11 protein-coding genes are annotated in these 14,046 nt (G+C 74.8%); 2 read left to right on the forward strand and 9 right to left on the reverse strand.

Annotation, left to right across the window (positions count from 1 at the left end; translation table 11 throughout):
- Nucleotides 1-15: 15 nt before the first annotated feature.
- From ftsW to mraZ, 9 genes are all read right to left on the reverse strand, one after another.
- Nucleotides 16-1,269 carry a putative lipid II flippase FtsW gene (ftsW, locus tag C229_RS0121935; protein ID WP_018657259.1) on the reverse strand — a complete coding sequence of 418 codons (1,254 nt, stop codon included), beginning with the start codon at nucleotides 1,267-1,269 and terminating at the stop codon, nucleotides 16-18.
- A 6-nt stretch (nucleotides 1,270-1,275) separates the two neighbouring features.
- Entirely contained in the window at nucleotides 1,276-2,694 is a 1,419-nt protein-coding gene (gene murD, locus C229_RS0121940) for a UDP-N-acetylmuramoyl-L-alanine--D-glutamate ligase (protein ID WP_051109041.1), read from the reverse strand.
- Nucleotides 2,676-3,737: a phospho-N-acetylmuramoyl-pentapeptide-transferase gene (gene mraY, locus C229_RS0121945; RefSeq protein ID WP_018657261.1), complete on the reverse strand. Its 1,062-nt coding sequence runs from the start codon at nucleotides 3,735-3,737 to the stop codon at nucleotides 2,676-2,678. Before mraY ends, murD begins: the two co-directional genes overlap by 19 nt.
- Nucleotides 3,734-5,158 carry a UDP-N-acetylmuramoyl-tripeptide--D-alanyl-D-alanine ligase gene (locus C229_RS0121950; protein WP_018657262.1) on the reverse strand — a complete coding sequence of 475 codons (1,425 nt, stop codon included), beginning with the start codon at nucleotides 5,156-5,158 and terminating at the stop codon, nucleotides 3,734-3,736. Before C229_RS0121950 ends, mraY begins: the two co-directional genes overlap by 4 nt.
- Complete coding sequence (locus C229_RS0121955; protein WP_018657263.1) at nucleotides 5,155-6,699, reverse strand: UDP-N-acetylmuramoyl-L-alanyl-D-glutamate--2,6-diaminopimelate ligase; 1,545 nt, start codon at nucleotides 6,697-6,699, stop codon at nucleotides 5,155-5,157. The genes C229_RS0121950 and C229_RS0121955 overlap by 4 nt, the downstream gene beginning before the upstream one ends.
- Before the next feature lie 82 nt (nucleotides 6,700-6,781).
- Nucleotides 6,782-8,476: a peptidoglycan D,D-transpeptidase FtsI family protein gene (locus C229_RS0121960; RefSeq protein ID WP_476692100.1), complete on the reverse strand. Its 1,695-nt coding sequence runs from the start codon at nucleotides 8,474-8,476 to the stop codon at nucleotides 6,782-6,784.
- A 406-nt stretch (nucleotides 8,477-8,882) separates the two neighbouring features.
- Complete coding sequence (gene ftsL / locus C229_RS33095; protein ID WP_018657265.1) at nucleotides 8,883-9,707, reverse strand: cell division protein FtsL; 825 nt, start codon at nucleotides 9,705-9,707, stop codon at nucleotides 8,883-8,885.
- Nucleotides 9,704-10,696, reverse strand: a complete 993-nt coding sequence (gene rsmH, locus C229_RS0121970; protein WP_018657266.1) for a 16S rRNA (cytosine(1402)-N(4))-methyltransferase RsmH — start codon at nucleotides 10,694-10,696, stop codon at nucleotides 9,704-9,706. The genes ftsL and rsmH overlap by 4 nt, the downstream gene beginning before the upstream one ends.
- Before the next feature lie 244 nt (nucleotides 10,697-10,940).
- Nucleotides 10,941-11,372, reverse strand: coding sequence for a division/cell wall cluster transcriptional repressor MraZ (gene mraZ, locus C229_RS0121975; RefSeq protein ID WP_018657267.1), 432 nt, complete (start codon nucleotides 11,370-11,372; stop codon nucleotides 10,941-10,943).
- A 428-nt stretch (nucleotides 11,373-11,800) separates the two neighbouring features.
- On the opposite strand from mraZ, the gene C229_RS0121980 reads away from it, so the two are divergent.
- Both C229_RS0121980 and C229_RS0121985 read left to right on the forward strand, forming a co-directional pair.
- On the forward strand, nucleotides 11,801-12,808 hold the full coding sequence (locus C229_RS0121980; protein WP_081639986.1) for an AAA family ATPase: 1,008 nt from the start codon (nucleotides 11,801-11,803) through the stop codon (nucleotides 12,806-12,808).
- 10 nt (nucleotides 12,809-12,818) lie between these two features.
- Complete coding sequence (locus C229_RS0121985) at nucleotides 12,819-14,036, forward strand: DUF58 domain-containing protein (RefSeq protein ID WP_018657269.1); 1,218 nt, start codon at nucleotides 12,819-12,821, stop codon at nucleotides 14,034-14,036.
- The last annotated feature ends 10 nt before the right edge of the window (nucleotides 14,037-14,046 follow it).

Here is a 14,046-nt window from a genome sequence, read left to right on the forward strand (position 1 = left end):
CGGTGGGGGGATGTTTCAGCGTCGTGCCAGGCCCAGCCAGCTTAGGGCCCGGGACGCCGGGCCGGGGCCCCGTGCGGCCAGCGCCTGCCGCGCGCCGGGCTCGCGTTTGGCGAACGACAGCAGCATCCCGAGCGTGAACAGCGTCGGGATCAGCGACGATCCGCCGTAGGAGACCAGCGGCAGCGGGATGCCCGTGACGGGGACCACGCGGATGACGGCGCCGATGTTGACGATGGCCTGGACGAGCAGCCACGCGGTCCCGGCGGCGGCGACCAGCCGGGTGAAGGGGTCTTTGACGCGGCGGGCGACGCGCAGCCCGGCGTAGGCGAGCAGCCCGAACAGGCCGAGGACGACGAGGGTGCCGACGAGCCCGAGCTGCTCGCCGACGATCGCGAAGATGAAGTCGGTCTCGGGGTGCGGCAGGAACCCCCACTGCGCGCGTCCCTCCCCGAGCCCGGTGCCGAACCAGCCGCCGGACGCGAGCGCGTACAGGCCCTGGGTGGTCTGGTAGTTGATGCCCTGGGCGTGCTGCTCGGAGGTGTCGAGGAAGCCGGTGACGCGTTCCATCCGGTACGGCGCGACGACGATGAGGATCGACACCAGCAGCCCGACGATGCCGAGGACGCCCGCGAACAGCCGGGCGGGCGCGCCGACGACCCACAGCAGCGTCAGGAAGATCGTCAACAGGACGAGCGTGGTGCCGAGGTCGTCGCCGAGCATGACGAGCAGCACGAGCAGGCCCGCGGCGGGCAGCAGCGGCATGAGCAGCGGGCGCCACTCGTTGAGCTGGCCGAGCCGGTCCTTGCGGGCGAGCAGGTCGGCGCCCCACAGCACGAGCGCGAGCTTGGCCGGTTCGGACGGCTGGAGCTGGAGCGGTCCGAGGTGGATCCAGCGGACGGCGCCGTTGACCTCGACGCCGAGCACGAGGACGAGCAGCAGCAGGACGTAGGACAGCAGCAGCAGCGGATAGGCGAAGGTGCGGAACACCTTGACCGGCATCCGCGACGCCGCCCACATGGCCGCGAGCCCGACCGCGACCCACAGCACCTGCTTCTGCACGAGCGTGTAGGGCGAGCCGGTGGCCTGGAGCTGTTCGACGGTGGACGCCGACAGCACCATCGTCAGGCCGAGCGCCAGCAGCATGAACGTGCAGCCGAGCAGCAGGTAGTAGGAGGTGAGGGGGCGGTCGAGCAGGCCGACGAGGGTGGCGATCTGCTCGCGCGGCCCCGGCCGGGCGGGCCGCTCCCGGGGCGTCGTCGCGGCGCTCACGGCGGCCTAGCGCGTCTCGGCGAGCCGCCGCACGGCCGCGGCGAACGCGTCGCCGCGCGCGCCGTAACTCGCGAACATGTCGAAGGAGGCCCCGGCGGGCGCCAGCAGCACCGTGTCGCCGGGCCGGGCCAGTTCCGCCGCGCGGCGCACCACTGTGTCCATGGCCCCAGTGTCGGTGTCGGAGACGTCCACGACCGGGACATCCGGGGCGTGTCGCGCGAGTGCCGCCGCGATCTGCGCCCGGTCGGTGCCGATGAGGACGGCGGCGCGCAGCCGCCCGGCGACGGCGGCGACGAGGTCGTCGACGTCGGCGCCCTTGAGCAGCCCGCCCGCGATCCACACGGCCGACTCGCACGCGGCCAGCGAGGACGCGGCGGCGTGCGGGTTGGTGGCCTTGGAGTCGTCCACGTACTCGACGCCGCCGACGGTGGCGACGTGGGCGATGCGGTGCGGGTCGGGGACGAACGCGCGCAGCCCGTCCCGGACGGCGTGCGGCGGGACGCCGAAGGCGCGGGCGAGCGCGGCGGCGGCGAGCGCGTTGGCGACGTTGTGCGGCGCGTAGGGCCGCACGTCCGACAGTTCGCCGAGTTCCTCGGCGGTGGCGGCGGGGTCGGGCACGAACGCGCGATCGCACAGGACGGTCTCGACGACGCCGACCTGCCCGGGGGCGGGGACGGCGAGCGTGAACGCGGCCGCGTCCGGTCCGGCGAGGGAGACGGCGACGGGGTCGGCGGCGTTGACGACCGCGATCGTGCCGGGCCCGAAGATCTTGCCCTTGGCGGCGGCGTACTCCCGCATCGACCCGTGCCAGTCCAGGTGGTCGGGCGCGAGGTTGAGCACGGCCGCCGCGAACGGCGCGACCGTGGACGACCAGTGCAACTGGTAGCTGGACAGCTCGACGGCCAGGACGTCGTGCTTCTCCAGCACCGCCTCCACGATGGGGGTGCCCACGTTGCCGACGGCGAGCGCGTCGTGCCCGGCGGCGGTGAGGATGGCGGTCAGCATCCGCACGGCGGTGGTCTTGCCGTTGGTGCCGGTCAGCGCGAGCCACGGCGCCGCGCCGGGGCCGCGCAGCCGCCAGGCCAGCTCGACCTCGCCGTACACCTCGACGCCCGCCTGCGCGGCGGCCACGAGCAGCGGCGCGTCCGGCCGCCAGCCGGGCGAGGTGACGACGAGCCCCGTGCCGGGCGGCAGCGTGGCGCCGTCGCCGAGCCGGACGGTGACGCCGAGCCCGGTCAGTTCGGCGACGTCCTCGGGGGCGGCGGTGTCGCGGGCGTCGACGATGGTGACGTCGGCGCCCTGTCGGGCGAGCACGCGCGCGGCGGCGCGTCCGGACAGGCCGAACCCGGCGACGGTCACCCGCCGCCCGGCATAGTCTTCGGGCACAGCCTCGGGAACCGGCTCGGTCACGACTTGGGCATCCATTCCAGGTAGAACAGGCCGAGGCCGATCGCGGTGAACAGCGCCGACATCAGCCAGAACCGCACGACGATCGTGGTCTCGGCCCAGCCCGACAGCTCGAAGTGGTGCTGTAGGGGCGCCATCTTGAACACGCGTTTCCCGGTCGCCTTGAACCCGCCGACCTGGATGATCACCGACAGCGTGATCATGACGATGAGGCCGCACAGGATGGCGAGCAGGAACTGGGTGCGGGTGAGGATCGCCAGGCCGACCAGGACGCCGCCGAGGGCCAGCGAGCCGGTGTCGCCCATGAAGATCTTGGCGGGCGGGGCGTTCCACCACAGGAAGCCGAACACGCCGCCGAGCACGGCCGCCGCGACGACCGCGAGGTCGAGGGGATCTCGGATCGTGTAGCAGTTGGGGGCGAGCGCGAAGTCGGTGCAGCTGTTGCGGAGCTGCCAGTTGCCGATGATGACGTAGGCGGCGAGCACCATGCCGGCGGGTCCGGCGGCGAGGCCGTCGAGGCCGTCGGTGAGGTTGACGCCGTTGGACATCGCGGCGATGAGCAGCAGCGCCCAGATGACGAACAGCACCGGGCCGATCGAGGGGCCGAAGTCGCGCAGGAACGACAGCCGCGGGGAGGCGGGGGTGACGTCGTAGCCGTTGGGGAAGTTCAGCGCCGCGACGGCGAAGATGACGCCGACGAGGACGATGCCGATCATCTTGGCGCCGCTGCGCAGGCCGAGGCTGCGCTGCTTGAACACCTTGATGTAGTCGTCGACGAAGCCGACGAGGCCGAGGCCCGTCATCAGGAACAGCACGAGCAGGCCGGACACCGTGGGGGCGGTGCCGGTGACCAGGTGCGCGACGGCGTAGCCGAGCAGCGACCCGACGATGAAGACCGCGCCGCCCATGGTGGGGGTGCCGCGCTTCTGCAAGTGCGCCTCGGGGCCGTCCTGGCGGATCATCTGGCCGTAGCCCAGCCGGGTGACGATCTTGATCCAGACGGGGGTGCCGAGCATGCCGATCAGCAGCGCGACACCCGCCGCGATGATGATGCTGGTCATCGGGGGCTGCCTCCCGGAGCACGGTCGCCGGGGACGGGCTCGGCCGCGCCGGCCAGCAGCGCCGCCGCGACCCGTTCCAGGCCCGCGACGCGCGAGCCCTTCACGAGCACGACGTCCCGCGGTCTCAGCCGCTCGCGCAGTGCGGCCACGGCCGCGCCGACGTCATCCACCTGTACGCACTCTCCCGTCCATGACCCCTCGCGCGCGGCCCCGTCGGCCATCGCGGCGGCGGTCTCACCTACCGTGACGAGCCCGGCGATCCCGCCGCGCGCGACATGCTGCCCGATCTTGGCATGTTCCGCCACAGCGGAGCCCCCGAGTTCGGCCATCTCCCCCAGGACGGCGAACGCGCGGCGGCCCTTCGCCATGTGGACGAGGACGTCCAGCGCGGCGCGCGTCGAGTCGGGGTTGGCGTTGTAGGCGTCGTTGACGACCGTGACGCCGTCGGCCCGCTCGGTGACCTCCATCCGCCACCGGCTCACCGGCCCGGCGGCGCCGAGCGCGGCGGCCACCGTCGCGACGTCGAGCCCGGCGGCGCGGCCCACGGCCGCGGCGGCCAGCGCGTTCGCGACGGCGTGGGCGCCGTGCAGCAGCAGCGCCACGTCGGCCTCGCCCTCGGGCGTGACGAGCCGGAACCGGGCGCGGCCCGCGTCGTCGAGCGTCTCGTCCACGGCGCGGACGTCGGCGTCGGCGCCGCGCCCGAACAGCACGACCCCGGCCCTCGTGCGGGACGCCATCGCGCGCACCAGCGCGTCGTCGGCGTTGAGGATCGCGGTGCCGTCCGGCGGCACCGCCTCGACCAGCTCGCCCTTGGCCTCGGCGATGGCCTCGCGGCCGCCGAACTCGCCCAGGTGCGCGGTGCCGACGTTGAGGACGGCGCCGACGCCGGGCCGGGCGATGCCGGTCAGGTAGGCGATGTGGCCGATGCCCCGGGCGCCCATCTCCAGCACGAGGTTGCGGGTTCCGGCGTCGGCGCGCAGCACGGTCAGCGGCACGCCCATCTCGTTGTTGAACGAGCCGACCGGCGCGACCGTGGGGCCGTCGGCGGCCAGCACGGCGGCGATGAGGTCCTTGGTGGACGTCTTGCCCGCCGAGCCGGTGACGGCGACGACGCGGACGTCCGGCAGCCGCGCCAGCACGCCCCGCGCCAGCGCGCCCAGGGCCTCCAGCGCGTCCTTCACCAGGACGGCGGCGCCGGACTCCGGCGCCCGCTCGGCCAGGACGGCGGCGGCGCCGTTCGCGAACGCGGTGCCGATGTAGTCGTGCCCGTCGGCGCGCTCGCCGCGCAGCGCGACGAACAGCGACCCGGGCCCGGCCTCGCGGGAGTCGAACACGACGGGGCCGGAGACGACGGTCTCCGGGTCGCCGTGGACCGTCCCGCCGGTGATCTCCGCGATCTCGGCCAGTGCAAGTGGGATCACGCCTGCGTCCCGTCCCCTCTCGCCGCCGGAGCGGCCCCGGCCCGGCGCAGCGCCGCGCGGACGACCTCGCGGTCGTCGAACGCGAGGACCTCGCCGGCCACGTACTGTCCCTGTTCGTGGCCCTTGCCCGCGACGACGATCACGTCGCCGCGGCGGGCCCGGCCGATCGCCAGCTCGACGGCGGCGGCGCGGTCGGGCTCGACCACGATGTGCGCGCGCTCGGGCTGCGGCACCTTGAGCCCGCCCTCGACCATAGCGGCGAGGATCGCCAGGGGGTCTTCGGATCGCGGGTTGTCGCTCGTGAAATAGGCCATGTCGGCGAGCCGTGCGGACGCCTCGCCCATCAGCGGGCGCTTGCCCCGGTCGCGGTCGCCGCCGCAGCCGAGCACGATCGTCAGCCGTCCCTCGGTGACGGGCCGCAGCGCCGTCAGCACCGCCTCGACGGCGCCCGGCTTGTGCGAGTAGTCGACGAGCGTGGTGAAGTCCTGGCCCTCGTCCACCGGCTCCAGCCGTCCCGGCACGCCGGGCGTGGCGGCGACGCCGCGCACCGCCGCCGGGAGGCCGATCCCGGCCTCGACCAGCGCGACGATCGCGGCGAGCGCGTTCGCGACATTGAACGGTCCAGGCAGGCGCACCGATGCGTCGGCCTCCACTCCCCCGGGCCCGACGATGCGGAACGTGCTCCCGGCGGGGCCGCCGCGCACGTCCTCGGCGCGCCAGTCGGCGGCGCGGTCGCCGTTCGCCGAGAACGTCGTGACCGGGACCGAGGCGATCTCCACCAGTTCCCGCCCGTACAGGTCGTCGAGGTTGACGACGCCGACCCGGCTGTAGGCGGGCGTGAACAGCTTCGCCTTGGCCAGGAAGTAGTCCTGCATGGTGGGGTGGTAGTCCAGGTGGTCCTGGGAGAGGTTGGTGAACACCGCGACCTCGTAGCGGGCGCCGCCGACGCGGCCCTGGTCGAGCGCGTGGCTGGACACCTCCATCGCGGCGGCGCCGACGCCCCGCTCGCGCATCATCGCGAACAGGGCGTGCAGGTCGGTCGCCTCGGGCGTCGTCAGCGAGCTGGGGACGCGGTCGTCGCCGATGCGCATCTCGACCGTCCCGATGACGCCCGTCGCGATGCCCGCCGCGCGCAGCCCGCCCTCCAGCAGGTACACGGTGGTGGTCTTGCCGCTGGTGCCGGTGACGCCGATGAGCGTCAGGCCGGCGGCGGGCTCGCCGTAGACGTAGGCGGCGACGTCGCCGAGGCGGGCGCGCGGGTCGTCCACGACCAGCGTCGGCACCCGCGCGGCGCGGGCGCGGGCCCGGCCCGCCGGGTCGGTGAGGATCGCGGCGGCGCCCGCCGCCGCGGCCTGCTCGGCGAACTGGGCGCCGTGCGCGCGGGCGCCGGGCAGCGCGGCGTACAGGTCGCCGGGGCGCACGGCGCGCGAGTCGTGGGTGATGCCGGTGACCGTCGTGCCGCCGCGGATCACGGCGTCGTCGATGCCGAGCAGCTCCGCCAGCCCCGCCAGCGGCCGGGGGGTACTCGTGGTGGGGCGCATAACGTCTCTCTCGGAACGGGTGGTACGAGTGGGTCGGGGCACGGGTCCTGGGGTCACGGCGACAGAGGGTACTCCCCGGCCCTCAGTCCCGCGCGAAGATCTTCACCGACGGCGGCCTGCTTCCCGTCGGCGGGATCTTGCGGGTCGCCAGGGCGGCGCTCATCACGTCCCGGAAGACCGGTGCCGCGACGTCGCCGCCCAGGTGCGAGCCCCTGCTCGGCTTCTGGAGCACGACCTGCACGACGAGCTGTGGATCGTCGGCGGGCGCGAACCCCGCGAACGACGCGGTGAAGCCGCCGCCCTTGTACCGGCCCGTGCGCGGGTTGACGATCTCGGCGGTGCCGGTCTTGCCCGCGACCCGGTAGTTCGGGATCTGGGCGAGCGGCGCCGTGCCCTCCTTCGTCGTGACGCCCTCCAGCATGTCACGGATCTGCCGGGCGGTCTCGGCACTGATCACCTGGCGTTTGGCGGGCGCCTTGGCGGCGGTGAAGGCGCCGTTCTCGTCGACGCTGCCCGCGACGAGGTTCGGCGCGACGCGGACGCCGCCGTTGGCGATCGTCGCGTAGACGCTGGCCATCTGGACGGCGTTGACCGACATCGTCTGGCCGAACGAGATCGGGTACCGGTCGGTGCCGCTCCACTTGGACGGCGGCGCCAGCACGCCCGCCGTCTCGGCGGGCAGGCCGATGCCGGTGGTGGCGCCGAAGCCGAAGTCGCGCATGGTGTCGTAGAGCTGCTGGGACGAGATGCGCTCGCTGGCCCGGATCGTGCCGACGTTGCTGGACTTGGCGAGCACGCCCGCGAAAGTGAGGTCCCACGGCTCGTGCGGATGGGAGTCGCCGAACGTGACCCCGTACCGCTTGATCCGGTCCGGGACGCGCAGGAACGGCGTCTCGGGCGTGACGCCGCCCTTCTCCATCACCGCCGCCGCCGTGACGACCTTGCCGGTGCTGCCCGGTTCGTACGCCTCCTGCACGATCGGCGTCCCCCACGACTTGGACTTGCCGTAGTCGTTGGGGTTGTAGCCGGGCGCGGACGCCAGCGCGAGCAGCGCGCCGCTGCGCGGGTCCATCACGATGACGCTGCCGCTGCGGGCGCCGGACTTCTTCACCTGCTGCTCGATGGCCTGCTGCGCCTTGAACTGGATGTCGCGCAGCAGCGTCAGCCGCACCCCCTTGCCGGGGACCGACGGCTTGCGCTGCGACTCGCCCATCGGGATGTGCTGGCCCTTGGTGCTGATCTCGACGCGCTGCCAGCCGTCCCGCCCGGCCAGCTCGCCGTTCATGGAGCTCTCCAGCCCGGCGGCGCCCTTCCCCTCGGCGTTCACGAAACCTATGACGCCGGCGGCGAGCGAGTCGTTCGGGTACTCGCGGCGGTACTCGGGGCTCATGCCGATGCCGACGAGCTTCATGCCCATGATGAGGCGGGCCTGGTCGGGCCGGACACCGCGCGCCAGGACCTCGTACCGGCTGCCCGGCCTGCTGATCCGCTCCTGGACGAAGCGCGGGTCGAGGCCGAGCATCGGCGACAGCGCGCGGACGATCGCGTCCCGCTTCTCCGGCTTGATGATCTTGGGGTCGGCGTAGATGGCGCGGGCCTCGACCGTCATGGCCAGGGGGTTGTCGTTCGCGTCGGTGATGTCGCCGCGCACGGCGGGCAGCTTGATCTCCTGGAGCCGCTGGTCGCGGGCCTTGGCCGTGTACTGCTGCGACTCGATCGTCTGGAGCTGCACGAGACGCCCGGCGAACAGCGACAGCACGAACGCGATGACGAGCAGCGTGCCGTTGAGCCGCTTGAGCGGGTCGCGGCGGTGGAACGCGACCTTCGGCCGGGGCGGACGCGGCGGACGGCGCGGCGGGCCGCCGCCGCGCGCGGGGTCGCGGCGCGGCGGGGCGCCCTGGCCGGTGCGTCCGGCCGCGCCGCGCGGTGCGGCGGAGCCGGGCGCGGGCCGGGACGGCCGGGGGGTGCCGGTGCGCTGCTGCGGGACCGGGCGTCCGGGACGGCGCGGCGCGCCGCCGCCCGGCGCGCGGTTCGGGGTGCCGCGTCCGGGGACGCGGGCCGGGCCGCCGTCGCCGCCCGCCGGGCCGCGGGAACGGCCGGGCCGCCCGCGTCCTCCGGCGGGGGGCCCGCCCGGCCGCCGGCTCACGCGACGTCTCCGGCCGCTGCCCGGGTGACGTCCGTCGTCACGGGTTCCCGGCCTCCGTCCCCGCGCCGCCGGGCGCCGTGGGGACGCCGCCGCCGGGCACGACCGCGCCGGGGACGCCGAGCACGGCCGCCGCGGCGGCGCTCGCCGCCGCGGCGTTGGCCACGGGACGGGCGGTGCCGCCGACCCGCGCGCCGGTCAGGTTGTCGAGGTAGGGGATGACCGGGGGCCGCTCCATGCCGAGCGCCTCGGCCTTGCGGGCCAGCGACGCGGGCGACTCCTCGCGCGCGATCTCCTCCTGGAGGCCCTGCTTCTGCTGGGCGAGGATCTTGTTGCTCTGCTGGAGGCGCGTCAGCGTGAAGGCGTCCTCGGCGAGGACGGTGTTGAGCAGCAGCAGGCTGACCAGCGCGCCGCTGAGCAGCCCGACGATGAGCAGCACGAACGGCGCGCGCGGCGGCGTGGCCGTCCGGACGGCGGCGCCGCTCGACGGGCGCGCGGTGCCGCGCGCGCGGGCGGGGCGCGCGGGCCGGGTGCGGACCGAGCCGGGCGCGCCCGAACGCGGCTTGGGCGGCGCCTTGGGCTGCGTGGGCTTGGCGGGCTGCGGCGCGCGCCCGGCCTTGGCGGGCTTGCCCTGCTTGGTGGTCTTGGTGGTCATGGTCGTCCGCATGCCCTTGACCGGCTTGGCCGCCTTGCCGCGCCGCGCCGCCGAACCCGGCTCGGCCGCCGGTTCGGGCCGCCGGGCGGGCGTCCGCCCGGCGGCGGCCGCGGCGCGCCGGGCCGCGCGGGCGCGTTCGGCGCGGTCGGCGCGGTTGCGCTCGGCACGGGGCCGCTCGCCCGGCGGACCGGGGACGCGTGTGGTGGTCATGGAGCCTCCCGGACCCGCTCGGCGGCGCGCAAGCGCACCGACCCCGCACGCGGGTTGGTCGTGGTCTCGGCTTCGGTCGGCAGCTCGGCCCCGCGCGTCAGCAGCCGGAAGCGCGGCTGGTGCCCGGGCAGCGGGACGGGCAGCCCCGGCGGTGTCGTGTCGGCCGCCTGCGCGGCCAGGACCCGCTTGGTGATGCGGTCTTCGAGGGAGTGGTAGCTGAGCACGACGACGCGTCCGCCGACGGGCAGCGCGCCGAGCGCGGCGGGCAGCGCGGCCCGCCACGTCTCCAGCTCGCCGTTCACCTCGATGCGCAGCGCCTGGAACGTGCGCTTGGCCGGATTGCCGCCGGTGCGGCGCGTCGCGGCCGGGATCGCGGTGCGGACGAGGTCGGCGAGGACCGCCGTCGACTCCAGCGGGGCGCGCTCGCGCTCGCGGACGATCGCGGCGGCGACGCGCTGGGCGAACCGCTCCTCGCCGTACTCGCGCAGGATGCGCGCCAGCTCGGCGGGCGGATAGGTGTTGACGACGTCGGCGGCGGTGGCGCCCCGGGTACGGTCCATCCGCATGTCGAGCGGCGCGTCGTAGGAGTAGGCGAAGCCGCGGTCGGCCTCGTCGAGCTGCGGGGACGACACACCGAGGTCGAACAGGACGCTGTCGGCGCCGGGCAGTCCGAGCCGGCCGAGAACGTCGGGGATCTCGTCGTAGACGGCGTGCACGAGCGTGACGCGGTCGCCGAAGGGGGCGAGCCGGGCGGCGGAGCGCTCCAGCGCGACGGTGTCGCGGTCGAGGCCGATCAGCCGCAGCGTGGGGTGCGCGGTGAGCATGGCCTCCGCGTGGCCGCCCATGCCGAGGGTGGCGTCGATGTGCACCGGCGCGCGGCCGGTGACGCGCTCGACGGCGGGCGCGGCGAGTTCCAGGACGCGGCCGAGCAGGACCGGTACGTGACCGGGCTCTGCCGCGTGGTCGCCGTCGTGGTCGCCCACGGTCATGTTCCCACCCCCTCGTGCTGCCACTTCGCTCGCGGACTGTGTGGCATCGCCGGTTCCGCGCACCCCCGGGGGCGGACCGGCGGCCTCGCCCGGCCAGGTCCCCATCCGCTGCCCGCTGAGGAAGTCGCCGCCGAGGCGGCTGTCGTCTTCTGGCGCCGGGGAAGCTGCGCCAGAGGACGCGGAGAGCGGCTGGAGACCTGGCCGAACGTCGGCCTGCGCCGGTCTCAGCGGACCGGCGGTCTCGTCAGAGGATCCCGGGCAGCACCTCCTCCGACACGTCGGCGAACGCCTGCTCCTCGGCTTCCAGGTAGGTCTCCCAGGCCGAGGTGTCCCAGATCTCCAGGCGCGTGTTGGCACCGATGACGGTGCACTCGCGGGTCAGGCCCGCGTACGCGCGCAGCGGAGGGGGGATGGTGACGCGTCCCTGCTTGTCGGGGACCTCGTCGGAGGCACTGGCGAAGAAGACGCGGCTGTAGGCGCGCACGGCGCGCTCGGTGACCGGCGCGGTGCGCAGAGCCTCGGTGATGCGCTGGAACTCCGCCACGGGGAAGACGTACAGGCAGCGCTCCTGGCCCTTCGTGATCACCAATCCCCCCGACAGCTCCTCGCGGTACTTCGCCGGCAGGAACAGCCTTCCCTTGTCGTCGAGGCGCGGAGTGTGGGTGCCGAGGAACATCGGCCCACCTCCCGCGCCATGTGGGTCGCAAAGATGCGCTTGTGCTCCCCACGGCGCCCCACTCTACTCCACTCTTCCCCACCGTCAACCAGGAAAACACGGCGGGCGCGACAAGATCGTCGAGAAAGACGCAGGTCAGGCGGGGTGGTGCGCGGTGGGGCGGCGCGGCGCCCGGCGCCCGGCCCGGCGGCGGTCACGTCGCCGCGACGTCCGGGGGCGGCATCTAGAAAGCCCCGAAACGGTGCCACGTGGAGCAAAGTGGGGCACTCGAACGGGCATGCTGGACGTTTCGGTAGAGCAGAATGGGCACCGGTTCCAACGGGACGACACGGCGCCCCGCTCCACGACGTACTGTTCGGGGCGGACGAGACGGTGCCGCACCGGCGCGCGGCGGGCGGACCGCGCGGCTCGGCGAGGGAGGGTTGCCAGTGGCAGTAGGGACGCACGGCGGCGAGGCGTTCATGGAGACCGGACCGGTGGCGTCCGCCGGGCTCGACGGCCTCACCGAGGTCGCCGGGCGCATCCGCGGCGCGATCGAGTCCGTCGTGGAGGGCAAGGGCGCGGCGGTGCGCCTCGCGCTCACCGTGCTGCTGGCCGAAGGGCACCTCCTCATCGAGGACGTCCCGGGCGTCGGCAAGACGATGCTGGCCAAGGCGCTCGCCCGCTCGGTCGACTGCTCGGTGCGGCGCGTCCAGTTCACGCCCGACCTGCTGCCCAGCGACATCACCGGCGTCAGCGCCTACAACCAGGAGCTGCGCGAGTTCGAGTTCAAGCCCGGCCCGGTGTTCGCGAACATCGTCGTCGGCGACGAGATCAACCGCGCCTCCCCCAAGACGCAGTCGGCGCTGCTGGAGTGCATGGAGGAGCACCAGGTCACGGTGGACGGCGTGACCTACGCGCTGGAGTCGCCCTTCATGGTCATCGCCACGCAGAACCCCGTGGAGATGGAGGGGACCTACCCGCTGCCCGAGGCGCAGCGCGACCGGTTCACCGCCCGCGTCTCGATGGGCTACCCCGACCCGGCCGCCGAGCTGGAGATGCTCGACGTGCACGGGCAGCGCTCCCCGCTCGACAAGCTCGCCCCGGTCGCCACCGCCGCCGACGTGCGGCGCCTCGTCGAGGTCGTCCGGATGCAGCACGTGGCGCCCGCCGTCCGGCAGTACGCGATCGACCTGGTCACCGCGACCCGCGAGCACCCCGACCTGCGGCTCGGCGCCTCCCCCCGCGCCACGCTGCACCTCGTCCGCGCCGCCCGCGCCTACGCCGCGCTGGACGGCCGCGACTACGTGCTGCCCGACGACCTCCAGGACCTCGCCGTCCCGGTCCTCGCGCACCGGCTGCTGCCGACCGCCGAGGCGCAGGTGGAGCGCCGCCGCCCCGAGCAGGTCGTCGCGGACCTGGTCGCGCGGCTGTCGGTCCCCGCGCCGAGGAAGTGACGCGCCCGACGTGAGAAGAGCGCTGGCCGGGCTGACGACCCGCGGACGGTCCTTCGTGGCGGCCGGGGCCACCGCGATCGTGTGCGCGTTCGTGCTCGGGGAACGCGACCTGCTGCGGGCGGGCGTCCTGGTCCTGGTGCTCCCCCTGCTGTCCACGCTCGCGGTGTCGCGGACGCGGTACCGGCTGGCGTGCGCGCGGCGGCTGCGGCCCGCCCGGCTGCCCGCCGGGCAGGAGTCCCGCGTCGACCTGCGGCTGGAGAACGTGTCCCGGCTGCCCAGCGGGCTGCTCATGGTCGAGGACCAGGTCCCCTACGCGCTCGGCGGTCAGGCGCGCTTCGTGCTCGACCGCATCGAGCCGCGCGGCCACCGGCGGCTCAGCTACCGCCTCCGCTCCGACGTGCGCGGCCGGTACCGGGTCGGGCCGCTGGTGGTGCGGCTGACCGACCCGTTCGGCATGGTGGAGCTGGTCCGCTCGTTCAGCCTGTCCGACACGCTGACCGTGACGCCGGTCGTCGTGCCGCTGCCGCCGGGACGGCCGGTGGGCGGGCGCGCCGGGGAGGGCGAGACGGTCGCGCGGACGCTGGCGATGGCCGGCGACGACGACGTCGCGCCGCGCGAGTACCGGCACGGCGACGACCTGCGCCGCGTCCACTGGCGCTCGACGGCGCGGCGCGGCGAGCTGATGGTGCGGCGCGAGGAGCAGCACACCCGCGACTCGGCGGCCGTCTTCCTGGACACGCGCCGGTCGGCGTACTGGGGCGACGGCGCCGCGTCCTCGTTCGAGCAGGCGGTGTCGGCGGCGGCGTCGGCGGGCGTGCACCTGGCCCGGTCCGGGATGCCGGTGTCGCTGGTGACCGACGCCGGTGAGCGCGTCCCGGCGACCGCGTCCGGCGGCACGTTCGAGGGCCTGCTGCTGGAGGCCCTGGCCGTGGTGACCCGCTCGGACGAGCGGTCGCTGACGCCGGGCCTGGCGGCGCTGCGCACGGGCGGCGGCACCGTCGTCGGGGTGTTCGGCGAGCTGACCGAGGCCGACGTGCGGTCGATGCCGGCGGTCCGGCGCGGCGACGGCGCCCACGTCGCGGTCGTCGTGGCCCGGCCGGACCGCCGCTCCCCCGCCGTCCGCGCGCTGCGCGCGGCGGGCTGGCAGGTCCTGCCGATCACGACGGCCGCCGACCTCACCGCCGCGTGGGGCGCGGTCGCGGGCCTCCAGGCGGGTTACGGCGCATGACGGACGGGAG

It is taken from the genome of Actinomadura flavalba DSM 45200 (genome assembly GCF_000374305.1).
GTDB lineage: Bacteria > Actinomycetota > Actinomycetes > Streptosporangiales > Streptosporangiaceae > Spirillospora > Spirillospora flavalba.